Origin of the sequence: Schleiferilactobacillus perolens DSM 12744, from assembly GCF_001435585.1 — a bacterium.
Lineage (GTDB): Bacteria > Bacillota > Bacilli > Lactobacillales > Lactobacillaceae > Schleiferilactobacillus > Schleiferilactobacillus perolens.
The window spans coordinates 25,231-44,946 of sequence record NZ_AZEC01000008.1; the positions used below are offsets into that span (position 1 = coordinate 25,231).

Sequence of the window (19,716 nt, forward strand, 5' to 3'; positions counted from 1 at the left end):
GGTTCCTTCACCGGTTCATCAGTTGTCAGCCAGATAACCGACCGGTACAATAATGGACAGTGTCCCATTTTAGAAAGGAACCGACCATGACTATTCTTTTACCCATCGTTCTCGTTCTCGCAGTCACCACGATCCTCGCGCACCTCGCCCGGCGGCTCAATATGCCGGCGGTGGTCGGCCAATTATTGGCGGGTATCCTCTTAGGACCCGCCATTTTAGGCTGGCTGCATCCTACTAATGTGCTCCACATCTTCTCTGAGCTGGGCGTCATCGTATTGATGTTCCTGGCCGGTTTAGAAAGTGACCTCCATTTACTGCGCCGTTTCCTCAAGCCTTCATTATATGTGGCCTGTATTGGCGTGGCCGCCCCCGTAGTCCTCATGGGCATCGCCAGCAAGTTGCTGGGCATGTCGTTGATTGAAAGTATTCTGGTGGGGATCGTCTTCTCGGCCACCTCCGTCAGTATTTCCGTCGACGTATTAAAGGAAGAAAACGCGCTGAATCGACCAGAAGGCGCCACGATTTTAGGGGCCGCCGTGGCCGACGATATCCTGGGCGTTTTACTGTTGAGCTTCTTTATCAGTTTTGGCGGCGCCAGCGAAACTGGTCAACAGCCCAGTATGCTCCTGACCATCGGCGAACAACTGCTTTTCTTCGGCGGTATTGTTGTGTTGATTCGCTGGCTGGCGCCGCTGTTGATGCGTCTTAGTGAAAAACTGCTGGTGGTTTCGGGCCCCACCCTGATGGCCATGGTCATTTGCTTAGGCACCGCCGCCCTAGCCGATTTCGTCGGCCTGTCAGACGTGGTTGGCGCCTTCTTTGCCGGTGTGGCCGTGGCCCAAACACCCACAAAAAAAGAAGTGGACGCCAGCATCGAACCCATGGGCTATGCCTTCTTCGTCCCCTTCTTCTTTGTGGGAATTGGTTTGCAAATGAAACTCACCCTGACGTGGGCGGATGTCATTCTCATTGTTCTCTTTACGCTGCTCGCCGTCATCACCAAACTATACGGCGGCATGATTGGCGCCCGCCTTGGCGGCTTCACCAAGAAACAAGGTCTGACCATCGGTGCCGGGATGGTCTCCCGAGGCGAAATGGCCTTGATCACCGCCCAGATCGGCAACGATGCCGGCCTTTTCCCGAAAGAACAATATCCCGCCATCGTCATCGTAATCCTGTTAACGACGCTGCTATCCCCATTTATCTTGAAGCATTATTTACATCAGCCAGAGCCCGCTGCTTGATGGCCGCCATTTGGGAGAAGACCGCATCCTCTTGCTGGCTCATTTCCCAAGTCCGGGAATGAATCGTGGAACCCGGGCGGTTAATCTTGGTATATCGCACCACGGGGTTATACCAGAAGTTTTCCCCAGCGGCAGCGGCCTCGGTGGCATAGAGATAGTCCTCAGCAATCGTTAACCGGGTATCATAGGTCACCTGATGCGCCTGCAGCATCGCGCGGGAAAAGCCTTTGTTCCAAATATAGCCGCCCACTTCCGAGCCGTGGCGGGTCACTTGGGCCAACATATCTGGCTTACTGATCTGCTGCCAGCGGTCGCGACCATCACTGCCGCCCCGCCCCCGAAACCAGCCGCCGCCCCAAGTGTACCCCACAGAAACGATATCCGCGTGGTGTTCCTGGAAACCGGTAATCAACGTTTCTGCAAACCGCGGATCCACAATGTCGTCGGCGTCCACAAAGGTCACCAGCGGTGCTTGGCCTGCAGCCACGCCAGCATTCCGCGCCGCTGAGGTGCCCTCGTGACGGGGTAGTTCAATCACTGAAAACCGGTGATCCGCTGCTGCAGTTTGCTTCGCCAACGCCGTCAACCCGTCGGTACTGCCGTCATCGACCAGCCACACGGTAAAATCCGTGGTGGTTTGTTTCATCAAACTGTTTAGTGAATTTTTGAAATAACCGTCCAAGTTATAAAACGGTACAACGATATCTAAGGTCACCATGATTATAAAACCTCCTCGGTTTTGGTTCTGGTCATCTTAGGTCGTTTTTTGGTTGCACGCAAATTAAATGCTCAAAAAGAGGTGCGAACCACTGTTTAATCACAGCAATCCGCACCTCTCCATGTTCCTGGGGGGAAAACTACTTCTTTTCTTGTTTGTCTTTACCCATCTTGTCCTGGACGGCATCGATGACATCCCCAACCTTTTCGGAGACAGTTTCCTTGATTTCAGAAAACTTATCACCGACATCGGCTTTTAAGTCTTGGGCCTTGCCTTCGGTTTCCACCTGCTTATCGCCGGTGACTTTGCCGTAGCCTTCTTTGGTCTTACCCACCAAATGGTCCTTGGCGTTCTTCATCTTGTCTTCCGTATTGGACATAAACTTAAAACCTCCTCATAAATTAAAACTGATCAATGATCCTGTGCATGCACATCGGATTCGGCGACTGCTCGAATCACAAGTTGATGCTTGCGCGCCATATACTCGAACTCGATGAACGAGCCCGCGTCAATTTCCATCGCTTCCCGAATCTTTACGGGAATCACGACCCGGCCCTTCTCATCGACCCGGTTGTGTTTACGGCTTGCCATGTTGTGCCCCTCCTTCATGCACACTCCCCACTCCTTTATAGTAACAACTTTCCCAGTTATGCGCCCACTTTTTGTTTGGAACTGTTCCGCAGCGGGAAGCCATTGTATAATGGGGATTAATTGGAATATTTATCAAGAAATGAGGGTTTACGTATGGCAAATGAATTTCCCCAAGCATTAACGATTGCTGGCTCGGATTCAGACGGATCTGCCGGAATGGAGGCAGATTTGACTACGTTTTTCACCTTAGGCGTCCATGGGATGTGTGTCCTGACGGCGGCGGTGGCCGGTAACTCCTACGGCATTGATGCCAGTCAGTCCATGCCCACGGCCTTTGTGGCCCAACAGTTCAAGACATTAGCGGCAGACTTCCACATCCGGGCTTCAAAGACCGGTATGCTGGCGGATTCCGAATTAATTCGCACCGTGGCGGCAAACGTCAAGGACGGCCAGTTTGGCCCGCTGGTCTTGGATCCAGTGATCATTACCAAACACGGGGCCATGCTGCTGGAAGAAAGTGCCTACGAAACTCTGCGGGAGGAGCTCATTCCGCTGGCAACGGTGATCACCCCGAATTTCTTTGAAGCGCAAAAGTTAGCTGAAATGGAGATCAAAACGGACGACGATACCGTCACTGCCGCCCATAAACTGCAAGATCTCGGCGCCAAGAATGTCCTGTTGAAGGGTGCCCATCATGATGGCGACCAAAAGGAAGTCCGGGACTACGCTTTACTGGAAGATGGCACCAGCTTCTGGCTCAGCGCCCCATACGTTGCCACAGATCGGATCAACGGAACCGGTGATACACTCTCCTCGGCGATCACTGCCGAAATGGCGAAAGGCGAAAGCATCGCAGACGCATTCCGCTTGGCGAAGCAATATACTTACGAAGCCATTGCCGATCCGATTGCGGTGGGTCATAAATTCGGCCCAATCAATCACTGGGCACCGAAAATTCAACACTAGCACCACCGGCGCAGCTAGCGAAACTGTGCCATTTGGTATATGGTCAATTCAAGAAAGGGGGCCATCCTATGAGTAAGACCTTCACAGTCCTCACAATCGTTTGGCTAATCGTTGTCGTCAGTGTCGGTTTGGTTGGAATACATATGGCGACCACCGGAGATTACAAAAGCACACTTCTGCTTACCGTATCGTTAGTGGTTATCGGCTATCCGATTGGCCGTTATCTGAAACATCATTTGCCACGTCCGGCCGCCAAATAACCATTCCTAATACATACCCAAAAGTCCGCAGCCATACTGTAATTAGTTAGTACGGCTGCGAGTCTGTTCATCTCTTAATTGTGTTGGAAAATATTAAAAGAGCGCCTCCATGTTTCACGTGAAACGGAAGGCGCTCTTTTTTTGCTCGTATTAGAATAAATACCATAACACCACGATATTAACGATCAAATGCATGACCACGGTGTAGCGCAAGTCGCGGGTGTATTCGTAAACACCAGCATGGATAAAACCGATTCCCGTCCAAAAAACCAGCGCCAGCGACCAGGAAAAATCGTGCAGCAAGCCAAAAATCAAGGCTGCTGACAATACCGTCATGATCTGGTAAAGCGCGTTTTCCCGGTTCCAGAAGTAATTCATAAAAATACCGCGATACAGCAATTCTTCAATGAGCGGAGCGCAGAGTATCTGTCCAACAATAGTCGTCCACGGAATAAGTTGCAGTTGTTGGTGCAAAGTAGAACGGTAGCCGTTTAAAGGCGGTTCGCTGCCGGAATACACAAGCGCCAGCAAAAGAATGGTACCGCCTAGAAAAACCGCCACCCGCTGCCAAGACAACCGGTGCCGACCAAAGCGTTTGGGATTATATTCCCGTAATTGATGGACATATTGGTGCAAAAACAAGGTCACGATGACGGCCGCAATGGGCACCTCTGCCAGTGCCAGCCAGAAGTCGTGCTCGTGCATCCAGGCTGGGGTGAGACCCAGTTCTGGTAACTGCGCCGGCGCTTGGTACCAACCCATCACCAAGAAGAATACAGAAAAGAAGAATATCCGTTTGACGGACTCGCCAAACCGATAAATTAAACTGGGTGTCTCTGGCTGCTGCATTTGTGTCACCTGCCCCGCGTCATCATTTAATCAGATTCAGCGCCACAAAAATGATCGGCGCGTTATTCAGGAAATGCAGACCGATATTCACGCCCATATTCCCCGTCTGGCGATACGTCACGGCCAATACGGCGCCCAGAACGAAATACATCAGCGTGCCCCAAAAGGAATTATTTTGATGGACCGCCGCAAATAGTGCCCCGGAAATTATCACGGACCAAATGGGATTACGCGTGTACCAAGCATTCATGATGTACCCGCGAAAGACCATTTCTTCCAAGATGGGCGCGCCGATCACCGTCATGAAGACGATCATCCACATCATCTGGCTGCCAGACCCGAGCAATTTTTGAATGGCGGCGTCATTCTGGGTGGATTGCTGCCCGGTCATTTGCGTGTAAAGCGGCACCATAATCATTTTTGCAGCCATCATCACCAGATAACCGACTCCTAAGAATTTCCAATCCCGCGCTTCCCAGCGACGCAAAAGCGGCTGATCCGTATAGCGATGAATAATCCAGCGCACAAAAAGAATGCTGAGGGCGTACAACAGGATCATCAACGCAAATAAACCATAATACGGCAAGTCGCCCAGCGGTTGGCCCGATCGATACTTCGCATAGACAAAACCCATGGGTAATTGGGGCACGGAAATCAACACGATCATCAAGGGAATTAAGAGCAGGCGCACCACCCCATCCGGCAAATGGGTCGGCCACCCTTTTTTAGGCGGCTCCAGATGAGGCTTCGGTAATTTGTTTTGATTGGGTACTTGATAGGATGACATCGGGGCACTTCCTCTCTGTATGGTGCCTATTATAACGTAGATACCCGGCGGACAAGAAGTATTACGCGGAGCAATTGGGTGGAATGGACAAAAAGAGGCCGTATCTAACAGTATTGTTAGGTGATGATACCCATTTAAGTATTGCTACCTGCAACTGAAGTTAACAAATATTGGTACCTTCAATTGGTTGTGACCCGCATCAAACCGTCTATGATCAAGTATGAAAAGTCAGAAGAAACGGAGGAAACAACGATGTCAGACAATTCACCACTCGCCGGGAATCTGCGGAACTTACGCGCACATTTCGGCTATACCTTGGAACAAACGGCCGAAGGGGCCGGGGTCACCCGCCAAGCCATTGCCAAATGGGAAAGCGGGCAATCGGTCCCGGATATCGCCCACGCCGACGCGTTGGCGAAATTTTACAATATTACATTGGATGATCTCATCCATCACGATACCGAAAAAAGCGGTATTGGCATTCCGCCGAAAGGAAAACACCTCTTCGGCACAGTCCAAGTGGGGGAGCGGGGCCAAATTGTCATCCCGAAAAGTGCCCGCGATCTATTTGGCCTCGTCAAAGGCACCAATCTTGTCGTCCTGGGTGACGAAGAAGGCCCGCTGCCGGGATTGGCCCTGGTCAAAAACGAAGTGTTCTTGAGTCAAGCCACGGCTTATGCGCATGTGGCCAAGGAGGTACACCATGACCAATGATTCTTTGCTGGCAGTGAGTCATCTGACCAAACACTACCCGCAGTTCACTTTGCAAGACGTCTCCTTCACCATCGCCCCGGGCACCATCATGGGCATGATCGGGGTCAATGGGGCCGGTAAGTCTACTACGCTGAAGAGTATTGCAGGACTGGTCAACCCGACCAGCGGGACGATCCAACTCGCCGGTGCAGAAAATTTAGCCGTGATGTTGGGTGAAACAGTTTACTATCCAGAAAAAAAGTTGGCCGCCATCACCAAAACAACCCGCCAGTTCTATTCTCAGTGGGACGAAGACCAATATCGCTATTACCTGCGCTTCTTCAATTTAGATGATCAAAAGAAGGTCAAAGAACTCTCCACAGGGATGCAAATCAAATACCAGCTGGCGGTCACCATGAGCCACCATGCGTCGATGCTCATCCTCGACGAACCCACCAGCGGCATTGATCCCGTCTCCCGGGACGCAATTCGCCAGGTCTTCCGGCATTATGTCGCCGATGGTCGCCACAGCATCCTCTTCTCTACCCACATCACCACCGACCTGGCCGCCATCGCGGATACCATCACTTACATCCACGCGGGTACAGTGCTCTATTCCGCTGCTAAGGCCGACTTCATCGACCACTTCCGGCGCGAGTTCAGTCTAGGGGTGGATGCCCCGCTCAATTTTGATGACATCATGATCAAGATAGAAAGGAAAGATAGTGATGACTCTGCCATACCTGCGTAAAGAGTACCTGCTCGCCGCCCACCCCACCACCTGGTTCTTCATCTGGCTGGGCGCCTTAGTATTGGTCCCGGCCTATCCATACAGTGTGGTCTTCTTCTTCGCCATGCTGGCACCCAGTCTGGACTTGGTCTATGCCAAACAAACTAATGACATTCTATACACGGCCCTTTTGCCGGCGGGCAAGGCCGGTGTAGTACGAGGAAAAGTGCTCTACACCTTCACTTTTCAAACAGCCATGCTGCTGCTCACAATTCCTTGGGCGCTGTTGCGGACGCTTTATATCCAGACCAATCACGCGGGCATTAACGCGAATATGACCTATTTTGGTTTGGGATTGTTGGCCCTGGCCGTTTTCGACTACCTGTTTCTCACCGGCTTCTTTAAGACCGGGACTAAAATTGGGTGGCCCTACTTCTGGGGTACTTTGGCCGCCTTGATCCTACTAGGCGTGATGGAAACACTGCCTCACCTGCCGGGGCTGAGCTGGGTGAATTCGGTTCAACCGGCGGCGCTGCTGCACCAATTGCCTTTCCTGGTAGTGGGTTTGATCGCCTTTATTATCAGTTTCTTCTGGACCCTGCGGATTAGTATACGGAATTTTAAACGAGTGGACTTGTAGCCAAAATTTGCTATGCTTGACCTAAACAAAACCGGCTCAACCCGTTCAGGTCAAGTCGGTGCATGAAAGCAGGCCGCATAATTGAATTTAGAAAACCATCAAGATTGGCTGATTGATTTTTACAAACGACACGGTTGGTATCATTTCTCACCATTTGTCCACGTGAATTTCTTGACTGAAGAAACCGGTGAAGTTGCCCGGGCCGTGCGCGCCTTAGAAATTGGCCGCCATCATCCTGGTGAAAAACCGCAAACACCGGCTGAAAAGACGGCCAACTTGAAGGAAGAATTGGCCGATGTCTTAGATCAAGTCTTGATTCTCAGTGCCAAATTCGGAATTGACCCGGAAACATTACTGGACCAAAGCGAAACCAAACTCAGCCGTCGGTTCAACGAAAACCGGCCCCATTAAGAGCGGCGATACTCGGCAATCAGTGTCCCATATTGCGTCAATAACGCTGGCGCATAGATCTTGACAGCCGTCGATCGTTTGACTTGCTGCCAAAGAATGGCCGCCACCTTCAGCCGGTCGTGAAACCTTGCCGTCTGCGGATCCGCGAAGAAATCGCGGACAAAGTTGTTCCACTGATCGGTCCGCTCTTCGGGGCTATTAGCCAAAAACGCCCGTTGTGCTGCCGGTTTGTCCTTTGTTTCTTGATAGACCCGGATCAGATCGCCAATTGTGGCGGTCTGATCTTTTTTTGCTTCAACTTGCCGATTAAATACGGCCATGGGCTTGGTAAACGAGAAATGTTCCACGTGAAAATAGTGGGAAAAGAACTGTCGTGCCGCTTGATTGAAGGCAAAGCCTGAGCCGACAATTGGTGTTTCAAGGCTCAGCGTATGACTAGCCAGCGGTTGATGGTGCGCGGATGGCCCGGCTGGCTGCGTCACCGGTCGGCCAGATAAATAATCCAGCAACCGTTGAGTCAGCACAGCCTTGGTACCGCTGGTGGGTAAATGATACTGGCGACACAATGCCACCAGATCCGTTTTGTAGTGATACTGCGTCTTAAACGACTCTAGATCCATCAAAATCTCTTCCCCATTTTGTCACAACTCACTCTCTTCGCCCGCCTAGCGCGCCCACTTGCTGCTGCAACTGGTGGATGCTGTCCGGCTTACAAATAATGATTGCTAAACCAATGTACATCAGCATATGCAAGACAGCGGAGAAAAGTGTCGCGTTGAGTGCCCCCGCACTGCCCACGGTCGCGGTATACCCGTGCATGATGGTCACCATGTAATCCAAGAACCCATGGGCCAGCATCGGAAATAGCAGACTGCCTTTACGCACATACAATGCGCCAAGAACACAGCCCAAACCGAATACCTCAATCACTTGTATCAACGTGACGGTTAACCCTTGGCTCCCGATATTACCCAAGTGGGCTAAACTGAACAACGCGCTGGACAGCACAATTGCCGCCCCGACCCGCCGGGATACGGATTCAATTTTGAGATGCGTGATTAAACTACCTAGAATCACACCCCGAAACGCGAACGCCTCCGGCACCGCCGCAATGACCGCAATCGTGGCTGCATCAACAAAATTACCGAGTTCGGCCAATGTGGCAAACAAGACGATGGCCCCCATGATGCCAAATGCAATCAGACTGTTTTTACCGATCGCCGCTTGCCAATGCAGTGGTTGTTTCGTGAGCCAAAGATTCAACCCGATTGCGGCCAGCAGCTCCAATCCTTTGAATATGACTTCCAAGACAATATCGGGTGCCTTAATCATAGCTACCAGCGGACTGGCGATTGCTTTATCACAAAATATCAAGAGTGACCAAAATATGATCACCGTCACAACCGGGTGACGCTTAACTTTCTCCATCAATTGATTCACTTTCGCGAACACTCCCCTTCCAAACATGTTTTCAGCCTATGCTTTACTTTTCTGAAAATCAAGACGAGACATTAAGCAGATCAAAATGATTGGGCGATCTATGATAGTTAAAAACGCCCCATCACTGATTAGAAAAACCAGTGATGGGGCGTATTCGGTCAATCTTCTAAGTTAACTCGCCTGCCGCATATTACCATCCAAGATCTCATAAATATGATCCGCAAACTGCTTTAGCCGCATATCATGGGTGACTACAATAATCGATTTATTGTGCTTCTTGGCCAAATCACGAAGCAGTTCTCCCACGACTGTCACCCGCTCACTATCCAGCGCAGCCGTGGGCTCATCAGCCAGCACGATCTCGGGATTGGGATACAGCGCTCGGGCAATCGCCACGCGCTGGGTTTGGCCACCGGATAATTCACTGGGGTATTTATTGATCAAATCACGAATACCCAAATCATCTAACAAGGCCATCAATTCGTCCTCAGTCATGTGGGTAGCCCCCTTAATCCGATCGACAAAGCGGAATTGCTCGCGGACTGTCAGGAAGGGCACCAGGTTATAGGCTTGCAGAATAAAACCGATCTTGTTTAACCGCAAGGCATCGCGTTTTTTCACCGGAATCGCGGTCAGCGGCGTGTCCTCCACCCGCACTTCCCCAGCAGTCGGTGTTTGTAGGCCGCCAGCAATCGTCAGGAAGGTGCTCTTGCCTGAACCGGAAGGCCCGATCACGAGGCTCATTTCACCCCGCTGAGCCGTGAACTCAATATCCTTCAGCACTTGAATCTTGCTGGTGTCATGGCCAAAGGTCTTGTCGATATGGTGCATTTCAATCGTATTCGTATTTTCCATTTGGAAACCCTCCATTAGGCAATCACGCTGACGGGATCAACTTTGAGAATCAATTTCACGGGAATCAAGGCGCCAATCACGCCGGTAAGCAGGATCCCCACCGTCACAACTGCCAGGATTGGCCAATTGAAGGCAATGGGTACGCCAGCGGGTAAAAGGGCCGCTGTGAGCGCAGTTAACCCGACACCCAAGGCTAAGCCGCCAAAGACCAGCAATAGGGCTTGGTTGATGGTATTGCTGACGAGTACGCGGGAGGGCACTCCCTGGGCGCGCAGGACGGCGTAATTGGGGATTTTTTGAATCGTTAAGATATATAGGAATACCGCAATGACCACCAGGGAAATGATCATCAGGAAGGCAATCATGAACGTGAAGGTCATGTTCTGGGCGCTGTATCCTGGTAGTTTATTGATAAAAGCAGCCACTGAATAGTTCTTCAACTGATCAACACCTGGTTTGTACTGCGCGTTTTGGGAAATTACCCCGCTGGCCACGAAGGTATCGGGCAGTTTCTTCAGCGTGCGCCACGTGCTCAAATCACCGTAAACGACGGGCGCAATATCGATCTTGGCATTATGGGTGAAACCGACGATTTTATAGGTGTCTGCATTGGAATTAAACTTGATGGTGTCGCCCAGCTTGTAGTTGCTGGTCTTAAATCCATCGTCCACCACGACTTGATTGGCCTTGGTCGGCTTGTGGCCGCTGGTTAATACCAGCTTTTTCCCAATAAACTGATCCCAGTCCAGCCCGATGAATTGGGCGGATACTTTGGCGTGGTTGGCTTCCTTAGCCACAATGGCACTTTGCCCGACGTAACTTTCTTGCTTCGTCAAGGTCATCTTGTCCGTTTGGCTCTTCGTCAGCATCGACTGCTGCAGACTGGTGTTAGCATCCTTATCCAGGATCACACTCTGGGCACCCCAGGAGTCAATGGCTTCGGTATTTTGCTGGGCCAAGCCAAAGGCCAGCCCGCTGAGGATATAAACTAAGTAGCTGATCAACAAAATCATCCCGATGATCAGTCCGTAACGCAGTTTTTCGTGTTTGATTTCTTTCCAGGCTAAGTACATTAACGATGACTTCCTTCCAGTTGGTCCAGTGTTGTGGCGAATTTTGCGAGTAAGGATTTTTGCATATCCGGATAGAGCATAATTTGGCGAATCACTTCGTGGCTCAAGATTGTCGCCGCCCAATCCGGCGCCGGTAAAACTGCTAACTTCTCCGGCGAATTCAGGGTGGTGGGGATCTGCAAAGCCCCTTCGTTTTCGGTGAAATGGCGGCGAATTAATTCACGATACGGGTTATTGGCCAGTGATGCCAAGAATTGTTCCGCGTAGGAAAGATAGTTGGCCGCCGAGTATTGATCGGTTTGCTGAAAATTAATGCTGGCGTGAATGTCCCGCATGGCGACGCCGTAGAGATAGATGTAGGCATCCGCCAGGTCGGCGAAGTATTTGTAAAAGGCGCCGCGGGCAATGCCCGCATCCTTCACGATCCGCGCCACTTGGGCGTCCGCAAAGGAGTGGGTGGAAAACTCATGGCGCAGTGCTTGCGTGATAAGTTGTTTCTTTTCTGGTTTCAAATTGTTAAATGTGGCCGTGGGCATGGGATGTCTCCTTTCGAAAAGTGACGCCGTGTCACTTAACGATCATTACAATACAGCAAAAGTGACACGGTGTCAACTCGGCAGACAAAAAAATCCTCGACACCTTTCTGTCGAGGAAAACAAAGGTCAGTAATCAAGGATAGTTAGTGCTCCCGCTTCGTCCGGCGAAACAGCATCCAAATCAACACGTAAAATACAATCAAAGCAACGCCCAGCGCCACCGCCAAACCGATGCGGCCCGGATCAGTATTCAGCAGGAATGCCTGCCAAGACGGAATCCGCGTCACGATCCCGATCAACGCCATGATCAGCACGATCGGCACAAATGGCCACCAGATCGTTTTATCATTCTCCCGCCAGAAAATGACGCCTGTGATCACCAGCAGAACACAAATGAGTGCAATCCCGATGAATCCTGTCAAATAAATCCGCCAAGGGGTTTTCAGAAAGAACGACAAGAGGAACCCTGGGGCGATGAATACACAGGCCAATAACCAGCGAATGATCCACCCTAGGCGGCCCCATTCATGCTGTTTTTTGTATGTCGTGCGGCCAATATAGGTGACAATCACAAACGCGGCCATGGTGAAATAGAGGCCGGTAATAATCTCTGTCCCGATATCCACCGGTGAAGTGGGAATCGTCAGGGCCGGAATGGCGGTGATCAGGACATACCCAAGCAGAACAGAGCCAATCATTTTCAACACGCTAAACCAATGCGTGGGCACTTCCGCCAAAATATCGTCAGCTGTTTCTTGGGGTTGCTTGCCAAAATAATCCACGGCTGAAACACCATCCTGCTGGGCAGCGATAATATCGGTCAAAATCGTCAGGAGTTCCTGCTCAATGACGGCATCATCTTTCAATATCTCTTTAGTGCGCATGTAAAGGAGCAGATCCTCATAATATTTTTTGTTAGCTGGCGTCAATTGTTCCCGGAGTGTGTTGTTTTCTTCAATGAGTTGATTCGTCTTCGTGGCCATGATTAGACCCCTCCTCTGCAGTTAATAACTGAGTCACATGATCGGTTAATTGATGCCATTGGTGGATAAAATCGGCGCGGGCCGCCGTCCCGTCTGGAGTCACTTGATAATATTTACGGTCCGGCCCGTCTGGGGAAGGACGCAGTTGACTGGTGATCAGTCCCTTTTTCTCCAGCGCCATGAGCAAGGGATAAATCGTCCCTTTGGGAATTTCCGCGAAGCCATAGTGCTCGAGCTCCTGACTCAAGGTGTACCCGTAATATTCACCACGGCTAAGAATGATCAATACACAGCCCTGTAATACTCCTTTGAGCATCTGACTGTGTAAATCTTGCGCCATGTAGCGTCCCTCCTTTCCGGCTATTAGGTAATACCAGCTAGTTGTTGCTCATAATATATCTCGTTTCCGGCTAGTATGCAATACCTAATACCCAAGAAAATAAAATCCCGATTCATCACCGGGATGTATGACTATTCTTGTTTTGATCGGTGCTGCCACCATAGACCCATGGCTAATAATTCACCGAATAACACAGCCAACCCAACGTACTGCCAAATCTGCTCGTTCACTTCGCCAGTTTGCGGTAAAGTGGCCGTGTTGGCTGACTGGCTCGCCGTTTGTGTAACGGTGGGATTGGTCACTGGTTGTGCACTAGTCGATCCAGTTTGCGCAGGTATTGATGGTGCCGTCGGCGTGGTTGGCGGCGCGAGCTGAACTGGTTTGCCGGGTGTGATCGGGTGGCCAGGCTTAACCGGCCGACTGGGCTGGCTTGGTTTACCGGGCTTGCTCGGCGTTATAGGAACACTGGGCTGACTCGGTTTGCCGGGCTTGCTCGGCGTTATAGGAACACTGGGCTGACTCGGTTTGCCGGGCTTGCTCGGCGTTACAGGAACACTAGGCTGACTCGGTGTCTTTTGATCCGTGACTGCGACCGTAGCCGTTTGGTTCGCCACAACGGTCACTGGGTGTCGTTGGCTATCTTTTTCATAACCCGTCGGAGCCGCCGTTTCGACGAAGTAGTAAGTTCCTGCCGCCAAATCGGGGACGACGATTTTCCCCTGCTGGTCTGTGACTGCCGTCATGATCGGCGACGCGGAATCATTCGTCTGGAACAGTGCATAGGTGGCGCCGCTCACTGGAATTTGGGGATTACCAAACTGAGTTTTAGTGAGAACAGCACTGCCCAGTGTCGGTTGTATAGGCGGTGTTGGCGTCGACTTCTGATCGGTCACCTGTACCTTGGCAGTTTCCCCAGCCATCACCGTGACAAGCTGTTTGTCGGGATTTTTATCATAAGTCGCGGGGGCAGCCGTCTCCAAGAAATAGTAAGATCCTGGTGTCAGATTAGGCACGGTGATTTGGCCGTTTTTGTCTGTCGTATAACTGCCAATATTCTTTTGATTGTGATAGAGCGTAAAGGTAGCACCGGCTAGCCGGGTTTTGCCACCGTCGGTCTTCGTTAATTCGATCTGGCCCTTTGTGGGCTGAACCGGCGGCGTCACCTTCATTTTATCTGTGACAGATACTTGCGTCGTTTTTCCAGCAACGACTGCGAAATCCTTTTCCTCTTTATTCAGTGTGTACTTATCCGGCGCTTTGACCTCTTTGAAAGCATAATTACCTGCCGCAAGATCAGTGACAGTGATCTGCCCGTAGTTATCCGTGGTGTATTGCTGAAGCACTTTACCCTGGCGATCCATCAACGCATAAACGGCACCCGCCACGGGCGTTTCTCCATTATCAGTCGTCTTCGTCAAGACCACTTTGCCAGTGGGTGGTTGAACAGGTTCGATGGGCTCATCTTTACCTGCAACCTGTACCGGATTGCCGATCCCATGTCCCTGGGGTAAGACAATTTTGATTGGCGTCGTATCGAGTTGATATCCCGTTGGTGCTTTGGTCTCAATCAGGTAATAAGTGCCGACCAATAAATTGTCGAGTTCAAATTTTCCCTCTTTACCCTGTGTAGTCATCATCTGGGGAAAAATATCATTACCGTTATAGTCCTTCGTCACAGGCACATGGTTCGCCGTTTCCAATCGATATTGGGCACCGGCCAACAGACCGTTATCAGCAGCACTGTGCTTGGTGAAAATAATAGAATCCAATTGATCCCCGGACACATGAGCGGCTGTGCCGTATGCCAACGACGTATTTGCATTCGTTGGTGCGCCTAGTGTTGTTGACGTGAGGGTCATCTTGCTCTTCCACAAGTTGGCCTGGTTATCAATCACCATGGGCTTGGTTAAAATATTAAAGTTCATGGCGTAATTCACCGCCTGTTTGAAGGTAATTGTCACCAGCGTCGACGCATCGGCCTGAAGAGCGGTTTTCACGGTATAAACACTAGGAGCCACTGGCCCTTCACTATTCCAGTGTTGCGTCATATCATCGTTGTCGTAGTGACCCTTATCCATCGAAACTGACTGATAGGTCTGATTCGGACTTAAGGTAAAAGTGATGACAGCATTTTGCCATGTCGTTTTGACCGGGTTCACCGCACCATTCCAGTCGATTTGGGTTGGATCATGGCCGCTTTGTTGATTCACGAACCAGGCGGTTTGATTGATCTGTGCTTTATTGTCACCGCCAGTATCCTTTGTGCCATAGACAATAAAACTGAATCCGCCCTGGCGATGACGTAAGTTGGCAATTCCATCATTAAATTGAACGGTGCCGGTGCGGCTGCCGGCTTGAATATTAAAATGGCCCATAATTTGGCCATCATACACCATATCTTTGCTTGCAGAATCTTTGACCTGCACATTGTCCGGTAACGTGAATGTCTCAGAAACAGTGTGGTCCAGCTTCACCGTATCAGCGGCTTGCCAATTATATGTAATATAATACTGCGTCCCAGCGGACAACTGGGTATCATGGGTAATTGTTTGCCCATCCGTATCCGTAATCACCGCAGAGTCCTTGTCCAACCCCGTAATCGTGTTGGCTGGTGTCTGCGCCGCTTCTACCGGAACAGTAAAAAGACTACTGAATGCGCCACAAAGAATTGTGAACAGCATCAGTAGTCCATATATTTTCCTTTTTACCCGCAATAGTAATGCCTGCTTTCTGCATATCTCTTAATTGATGGGTAGACCACCGCGAATAGTGATATCCAAACAGCTTGATATTAGGCCTAGTGAGTCGCCGTGTCAACGGTCAAATCGGCCCATAAACGACAGATGTTATTTAATTGAGAAAAATACTTTAGCCCAATTTCCAAATGATAAACCCTGCCAATACTCAAAAAGGTGCCCCGACCGGTTGGCCAGGACACCTTCAGTATTGATAATTAAATTAATGGGCGAATTGCGGTTCTTGTTCCCAGACATTAGCCAGGACCCGAGTCTGTTCCCGATCTGGACCTACAGAGAACGTAATCAGCGGGACGCCGACTAGTTCTTGAATGCGCAACACATAGTTACGGGCATTCTCAGGTAGTTCGGCCAAAGTCGTGCAGTGGGAAATGTCCTCATTCCAACCGGGCATTTCTTCATAAATCGGCTCACATGCAGCGAGTTCCTTCAAGCTGGCGGGGTAGTGCTGAATGGTTTCGCCATGCAGCTTGTAACCCACACCAATCTTGACGGTCTTCAAACCAGTCAATACGTCGACAGAGTTTAGGGCTAAATCAGTCAATCCAGCGACGCGCTTGGCGTGTTTCAAGACCACTGCGTCAAACCAGCCGATCCGGCGGGGACGGTGAGTCACCACGCCATATTCATGACCGGCATCACGGATGGTGTCGCCAATTTCGTCCAGCAATTCTGTCGGGAACGGGCCATCACCAACCCGCGAGGTGTAGGATTTAGCAACCCCGACAACTCGGTTGATGTGCGTCACCCCTACGCCAGAACCAGCCCCAACACCGGCGGCTGGATTAGAAGAGGTGACATAGGGATAAGTCCCTTGGTCAATATCCAGCATCGTCCCTTGGGCGCCTTCAAACAGCACATTGTGACCCGCATCCAAGATATCATTTAAGACCACGCTGGTGTCGGTGACGAACGGTGCCAGTTCTTTGCCGTATGCCACAAATTTGTCGTAAATATCCGCGAAGGCCAGTGGTGTCCCGCCATAAATCTTTGTGATCAGCTCATTCTTGGCCGCGAGATTTTCCTCTAGTTTTTCCTTGAATGTATCAGGTTCCAGTAAATCCGCCATCCGAATCCCTACCCGGGCCGCTTTGTCCATGTATGCTGGGCCGATTCCGCGGTGAGTGGTACCGATCTTGTCAGCACCCTTGGCGGCTTCTTGTAACTTATCTAATTCAATGTGATAGGGCAAAATGACATGGGCCCGGTTGGAGATCTTCAAGTGATCAGTCGTCACACCAGCATCGTGCAGCCGGTGTAATTCTTCCACAAGGCTCTCTGGATTGACCACCACACCGTTACCGATCACAGCGGCCTTGTCGGAGTATAAAATGCCTGAAGGAATCTGGCGCAATGCGTAGGTTTGACCGTCCGTCTTAATCGTGTGGCCAGCGTTGTCGCCGCCTTGGTAGCGGGCAATTGCTTGCGCGCCTTGACTGAGAAAATCCGTAATTTTACCTTTACCTTCGTCGCCCCACTGGGTTCCGACCACGACCGTTGCTGTCATGAATGTCCACCTCATTGATTTAATTGTTGTTCTGCTTCAAAACTCACACCGCACCATAATATCAGTTACGAGCAAGTTTAGCAATGCAAACCCGAATCTGATTCACCAGATATGAATAAATCATTCGTAATGGCCGTGTTTTCGAGCAAAATCAAAGGGCCAGAATCAAATTCTGACCCAACATGGATCTAGTGCCAATGCGGAGCAATCGGAGGCTGAAGAGGGCTCAGTGGTGGAAACTGCAATAAACTTGACCTGGTTTTGGCCAAGTTTATATGCAGTTAGGCGACTTTGAGACCGCGATCCTCAGCGGGCTCAAAGCGCCGTCACCACTTGCTACGCCTGCGGCTACGCACTTGCTGCGCTTCGCAGCCCCCTTCAGCCGCAGATTGCGCAGCATTGGCACGGCTATATTCTTTAACCAGTCGGTTGCGCGTATGTGATGGACGAGAATTTATTGTAAGACTTAATAAACAACAACTTCACCGTTCCCCGGGCGCCTGACCGGTTTTTTTCAATAATCACTTCGACCACGCCAGCATCCGAATCTTCATCCTCGGAATTACTGGGGGCATTACTACCGCCGGAATCGCCGTAACTATCGTCATCGTCGCCTTCTTCATCGCGATAATAATCATCCCGATAAAGGAAAGCCACGATATCGGCATCCTGCTCGATTGAACCGGATTCCCGAATATCGGATAACACAGGCCGTTTGTCCTGCCGCTGTTCCACACTCCGGGAGAGCTGGGACAAGGCGATCACAGGGACGTGTAATTCTTTAGCCAGCATTTTGAGCTGCCGGGAAATGGCGGAGACTTCCTGCTGCCGGTTTTCCTGACCAGTACCTTCAATCAGTTGCAAGTAATCGACCACGATCAAACCCAGGTTGCCCTGCTCTTTGGCCAACCGGCGCGCCTTGGCGCGAATATTAGCCATCTTGATCCCCGGCGTGTCATCGATGAAAACTTGGGCCTTGGACAAACTGCCCATGGCCACAATCAGGCTTTCCCACTCGTTGTCAGTTAATTGACCAGTTCGCAAGTGGTTGGCTTCAATACTGCCTTCCGCACAAAGCATCCGATTAACCAGTTGCTCAGCGCCCATTTCCAAGCTGAAAATGGCCACAGAGGTATCCGATTTGGTGGCCACGTTTTGCGCCACATTCAACGCAAAGGCCGTTTTTCCGACCCCGGGCCGAGCCGCTAAGATGATCAGTTCATCTTCATGCAGGCCGGCCGTGATGAGATCCAGATCGCGATAACCGGTGGACAAGCCAGTGATCTCGTCATTGTTTTGCGACAACTCTGTGACTTTGGTCAAGGCCTCATTCAGGACATCGCTAATTGGCCGGAACCCATTTTGCTGGGTGGTATCGGAGACGGACATGATCTCCTTCTCTGCTTCATCCAGCACATCGTCCACGGAGCCTTCAGGGTTGTACCCAGTCTGAACAATATGGGTGGCGGTGTCGATCAAGTGCCGCAGCGTCGACTTCTCTTTAACGATTTTGGCGTAATACGTGACGTTAACCGCAGTGGGCACGACATTGGTGAGTTCCACCAAATAAGTGACCCCGCCCACATCGGCTAGTTGCTGATGGGCGTTAAGCTCATTTTGCAACGTGACAATATCAATGGCTTCATCGCGATCGGACAGGTTGACCATCGCCTGGAAAATATATTGGTGAGCCTTCTTATAGAAATCAGCAGGCGTAATATACGCCATGGCCTCCACCAGTGCATCCCGGGACAGAAAAACGGCACCGAGCACGGACTGTTCGGCATCATTGTCCTGCGGCGGCGTCCGATCGATCATCTCGTTATTCAATACACCGTTTTTCCTTCCTCAATATTTCCTGGGAAATAATTAATCTTGTTGGGTGACGTGTACCCGAATCGTCGCATCCACGCCTGGGGCTAAACGGACAGGCACATTGGTGTAGCCCAAAGAACGGATGGGTTCGCGCAAATCAATCTTGCGCTTGTCGACCTTTAAACCAAATTGCTTGTCCAAGGCCTGAGCAATTTGCTTGCTGGGAATGGAACCGAACAACTTGGCATCCGCCCCGGCTTTGGATTGGATATTCACTACGGTCTTATCGGCTTCGATCTTGGCTTTGAACTCTTTGGCTTCTTCCAACTCTTCGGCCCGCTTCTTTTCTTCAGCGGCCTGCTTACCCTTGAGTTCACTCATGGCTTGGGGGGTTGCTTCCTTAGCCTTACCTTGCCGGAACAAGAAGTTTTGCGCGTAACCATCCGGTACGTTCTTCACTTCGCCGCGCTTACCTTTACCGCGGACGTCTTGTAAAAAGATGACTTTCATAAAAGATCTTCC

General features: G+C 50.8%; 23 protein-coding genes. 7 read left to right on the forward strand and 16 right to left on the reverse strand.

The genetic code is table 11. The features are described from left to right. The first annotated feature begins 86 nt into the window (after positions 1-86). The gene (locus tag FD09_RS09495; RefSeq protein ID WP_057820754.1) at positions 87-1,244 is read left to right on the forward strand and encodes a cation:proton antiporter; all 1,158 of its coding nucleotides are present in this window, start codon (positions 87-89) and stop codon (positions 1,242-1,244) included. Here the strand turns inward: FD09_RS09495 and FD09_RS09500 are convergent. From FD09_RS09500 to FD09_RS09510, 3 genes are all read right to left on the reverse strand, one after another. Beyond that, the gene (locus FD09_RS09500; protein ID WP_057820756.1) at positions 1,201-1,962 is read right to left on the reverse strand and encodes a glycosyltransferase family 2 protein; all 762 of its coding nucleotides are present in this window, start codon (positions 1,960-1,962) and stop codon (positions 1,201-1,203) included. The genes FD09_RS09495 and FD09_RS09500 overlap by 44 nt on opposite strands. Positions 1,963-2,101: 139 nt before the next feature. Beyond that, the gene (locus FD09_RS09505; protein WP_057820758.1) at positions 2,102-2,341 is read right to left on the reverse strand and encodes a CsbD family protein; all 240 of its coding nucleotides are present in this window, start codon (positions 2,339-2,341) and stop codon (positions 2,102-2,104) included. Positions 2,342-2,373: 32 nt separating this feature from the next. Further along, the gene (locus FD09_RS09510) at positions 2,374-2,553 is read right to left on the reverse strand and encodes an MraZ N-terminal domain-containing protein (RefSeq protein ID WP_057820760.1); all 180 of its coding nucleotides are present in this window, start codon (positions 2,551-2,553) and stop codon (positions 2,374-2,376) included. A gap of 153 nt (positions 2,554-2,706) precedes the next feature. Between FD09_RS09510 and thiD the strand changes: the two genes are divergently transcribed. Both thiD and FD09_RS09520 read left to right on the forward strand, forming a co-directional pair. After that, positions 2,707-3,519: a bifunctional hydroxymethylpyrimidine kinase/phosphomethylpyrimidine kinase gene (gene thiD / locus FD09_RS09515; RefSeq protein WP_057820762.1), complete on the forward strand. Its 813-nt coding sequence runs from the start codon at positions 2,707-2,709 to the stop codon at positions 3,517-3,519. A gap of 68 nt (positions 3,520-3,587) precedes the next feature. After that, on the forward strand, positions 3,588-3,779 hold the full coding sequence (locus FD09_RS09520; RefSeq protein WP_057820764.1) for a hypothetical protein: 192 nt from the start codon (positions 3,588-3,590) through the stop codon (positions 3,777-3,779). Between the two features lie 150 nt (positions 3,780-3,929). Here FD09_RS09520 and FD09_RS09525 read toward each other — a convergent pair whose 3' ends face one another. Both FD09_RS09525 and FD09_RS09530 read right to left on the reverse strand, forming a co-directional pair. Further along, positions 3,930-4,628 (reverse strand): CPBP family intramembrane glutamic endopeptidase, encoded by a 699-nt coding sequence (locus FD09_RS09525; protein ID WP_057820766.1) that lies wholly within the window; start codon positions 4,626-4,628, stop codon positions 3,930-3,932. 22 nt (positions 4,629-4,650) lie between these two features. Beyond that, a complete protein-coding gene (locus tag FD09_RS09530; RefSeq protein WP_057820768.1) occupies positions 4,651-5,415 on the reverse strand; it encodes a CPBP family intramembrane glutamic endopeptidase in 765 nt (254 codons plus the stop codon). Between the two features lie 252 nt (positions 5,416-5,667). Here FD09_RS09530 and FD09_RS09535 point away from each other — a divergent pair, with 252 nt between their 5' ends. From FD09_RS09535 to FD09_RS09550, 4 genes are all read left to right on the forward strand, one after another. After that, positions 5,668-6,129, forward strand: coding sequence for a helix-turn-helix domain-containing protein (locus FD09_RS09535; RefSeq protein ID WP_057820769.1), 462 nt, complete (start codon positions 5,668-5,670; stop codon positions 6,127-6,129). After that, positions 6,119-6,859 (forward strand): ABC transporter ATP-binding protein, encoded by a 741-nt coding sequence (locus FD09_RS09540; protein WP_057820771.1) that lies wholly within the window; start codon positions 6,119-6,121, stop codon positions 6,857-6,859. The genes FD09_RS09535 and FD09_RS09540 overlap by 11 nt, the downstream gene beginning before the upstream one ends. Then, positions 6,837-7,478 carry an ABC-2 transporter permease gene (locus FD09_RS09545; RefSeq protein ID WP_057820773.1) on the forward strand — a complete coding sequence of 214 codons (642 nt, stop codon included), beginning with the start codon at positions 6,837-6,839 and terminating at the stop codon, positions 7,476-7,478. The genes FD09_RS09540 and FD09_RS09545 overlap by 23 nt, the downstream gene beginning before the upstream one ends. 81 nt (positions 7,479-7,559) lie before the next feature. Continuing rightward, complete coding sequence (locus FD09_RS09550) at positions 7,560-7,889, forward strand: MazG nucleotide pyrophosphohydrolase domain-containing protein (protein WP_057820774.1); 330 nt, start codon at positions 7,560-7,562, stop codon at positions 7,887-7,889. On the opposite strand, the gene FD09_RS09555 is transcribed toward FD09_RS09550, so the two are convergent. The 11 genes from FD09_RS09555 to rplI form a co-directional block, all read right to left on the reverse strand. After that, complete coding sequence (locus FD09_RS09555; protein ID WP_057820777.1) at positions 7,886-8,509, reverse strand: SAP domain-containing protein; 624 nt, start codon at positions 8,507-8,509, stop codon at positions 7,886-7,888. The two genes, FD09_RS09550 and FD09_RS09555, sit on opposite strands and share 4 nt — an antisense overlap. A gap of 28 nt (positions 8,510-8,537) precedes the next feature. Continuing rightward, on the reverse strand, positions 8,538-9,317 hold the full coding sequence (locus FD09_RS09560) for a CPBP family intramembrane glutamic endopeptidase (protein ID WP_162261504.1): 780 nt from the start codon (positions 9,315-9,317) through the stop codon (positions 8,538-8,540). A 183-nt stretch (positions 9,318-9,500) separates the two neighbouring features. Beyond that, positions 9,501-10,184, reverse strand: coding sequence for an ABC transporter ATP-binding protein (locus tag FD09_RS09565; RefSeq protein WP_057820780.1), 684 nt, complete (start codon positions 10,182-10,184; stop codon positions 9,501-9,503). A gap of 14 nt (positions 10,185-10,198) precedes the next feature. Further along, on the reverse strand, positions 10,199-11,257 hold the full coding sequence (locus FD09_RS09570; RefSeq protein WP_057820782.1) for an ABC transporter permease: 1,059 nt from the start codon (positions 11,255-11,257) through the stop codon (positions 10,199-10,201). Next, complete coding sequence (locus FD09_RS09575) at positions 11,257-11,793, reverse strand: TetR/AcrR family transcriptional regulator (protein WP_057820784.1); 537 nt, start codon at positions 11,791-11,793, stop codon at positions 11,257-11,259. The genes FD09_RS09570 and FD09_RS09575 overlap by 1 nt, the downstream gene beginning before the upstream one ends. Positions 11,794-11,936: 143 nt before the next feature. Further along, on the reverse strand, positions 11,937-12,776 hold the full coding sequence (locus tag FD09_RS09580) for a DUF1129 domain-containing protein (protein WP_057820786.1): 840 nt from the start codon (positions 12,774-12,776) through the stop codon (positions 11,937-11,939). Beyond that, positions 12,748-13,116, reverse strand: coding sequence for a PadR family transcriptional regulator (locus tag FD09_RS09585; RefSeq protein ID WP_057820788.1), 369 nt, complete (start codon positions 13,114-13,116; stop codon positions 12,748-12,750). Before FD09_RS09585 ends, FD09_RS09580 begins: the two co-directional genes overlap by 29 nt. Before the next feature lie 131 nt (positions 13,117-13,247). Continuing rightward, entirely contained in the window at positions 13,248-15,797 is a 2,550-nt protein-coding gene (locus FD09_RS09590) for an MSCRAMM family protein (RefSeq protein ID WP_057820790.1), read from the reverse strand. A gap of 277 nt (positions 15,798-16,074) precedes the next feature. Then, a complete protein-coding gene (locus tag FD09_RS09595; RefSeq protein ID WP_057820792.1) occupies positions 16,075-17,379 on the reverse strand; it encodes an adenylosuccinate synthase in 1,305 nt (434 codons plus the stop codon). A gap of 417 nt (positions 17,380-17,796) precedes the next feature. After that, positions 17,797-19,209, reverse strand: coding sequence for a replicative DNA helicase (gene dnaB / locus FD09_RS09600; RefSeq protein ID WP_201782872.1), 1,413 nt, complete (start codon positions 19,207-19,209; stop codon positions 17,797-17,799). Between the two features lie 39 nt (positions 19,210-19,248). Beyond that, entirely contained in the window at positions 19,249-19,704 is a 456-nt protein-coding gene (gene rplI, locus FD09_RS09605; protein ID WP_057820794.1) for a 50S ribosomal protein L9, read from the reverse strand. Between the last annotated feature and the right edge of the window lie 12 nt (positions 19,705-19,716).

Coding starts and splice junctions, on each gene's coding strand:
- thiD (WP_057820762.1), top strand. CDS start 2,707: ATGGCAAATGAATTTCCCCAAGCATTAACGATTGCTGGCTCGGATTCA.
- FD09_RS09580 (WP_057820786.1), bottom strand. CDS start 12,776: ATGGCCACGAAGACGAATCAACTCATTGAAGAAAACAACACACTCCGG.
- FD09_RS09495 (WP_057820754.1), top strand. CDS start 87: ATGACTATTCTTTTACCCATCGTTCTCGTTCTCGCAGTCACCACGATC.
- FD09_RS09530 (WP_057820768.1), bottom strand. CDS start 5,415: ATGTCATCCTATCAAGTACCCAATCAAAACAAATTACCGAAGCCTCAT.
- FD09_RS09565 (WP_057820780.1), bottom strand. CDS start 10,184: ATGGAAAATACGAATACGATTGAAATGCACCATATCGACAAGACCTTT.
- FD09_RS09595 (WP_057820792.1), bottom strand. CDS start 17,379: ATGACAGCAACGGTCGTGGTCGGAACCCAGTGGGGCGACGAAGGTAAA.
- FD09_RS09560 (WP_162261504.1), bottom strand. CDS start 9,317: ATGGAGAAAGTTAAGCGTCACCCGGTTGTGACGGTGATCATATTTTGG.
- FD09_RS09510 (WP_057820760.1), bottom strand. CDS start 2,553: ATGGCAAGCCGTAAACACAACCGGGTCGATGAGAAGGGCCGGGTCGTG.
- FD09_RS09555 (WP_057820777.1), bottom strand. CDS start 8,509: ATGGATCTAGAGTCGTTTAAGACGCAGTATCACTACAAAACGGATCTG.
- FD09_RS09575 (WP_057820784.1), bottom strand. CDS start 11,793: ATGCCCACGGCCACATTTAACAATTTGAAACCAGAAAAGAAACAACTT.
- FD09_RS09590 (WP_057820790.1), bottom strand. CDS start 15,797: ATGCTGTTCACAATTCTTTGTGGCGCATTCAGTAGTCTTTTTACTGTT.
- FD09_RS09585 (WP_057820788.1), bottom strand. CDS start 13,116: ATGGCGCAAGATTTACACAGTCAGATGCTCAAAGGAGTATTACAGGGC.
- FD09_RS09570 (WP_057820782.1), bottom strand. CDS start 11,257: ATGTACTTAGCCTGGAAAGAAATCAAACACGAAAAACTGCGTTACGGA.
- FD09_RS09520 (WP_057820764.1), top strand. CDS start 3,588: ATGAGTAAGACCTTCACAGTCCTCACAATCGTTTGGCTAATCGTTGTC.
- FD09_RS09500 (WP_057820756.1), bottom strand. CDS start 1,962: ATGGTGACCTTAGATATCGTTGTACCGTTTTATAACTTGGACGGTTAT.
- rplI (WP_057820794.1), bottom strand. CDS start 19,704: ATGAAAGTCATCTTTTTACAAGACGTCCGCGGTAAAGGTAAGCGCGGC.
- FD09_RS09545 (WP_057820773.1), top strand. CDS start 6,837: ATGACTCTGCCATACCTGCGTAAAGAGTACCTGCTCGCCGCCCACCCC.
- FD09_RS09505 (WP_057820758.1), bottom strand. CDS start 2,341: ATGTCCAATACGGAAGACAAGATGAAGAACGCCAAGGACCATTTGGTG.
- FD09_RS09535 (WP_057820769.1), top strand. CDS start 5,668: ATGTCAGACAATTCACCACTCGCCGGGAATCTGCGGAACTTACGCGCA.
- FD09_RS09525 (WP_057820766.1), bottom strand. CDS start 4,628: ATGCAGCAGCCAGAGACACCCAGTTTAATTTATCGGTTTGGCGAGTCC.
- FD09_RS09540 (WP_057820771.1), top strand. CDS start 6,119: ATGACCAATGATTCTTTGCTGGCAGTGAGTCATCTGACCAAACACTAC.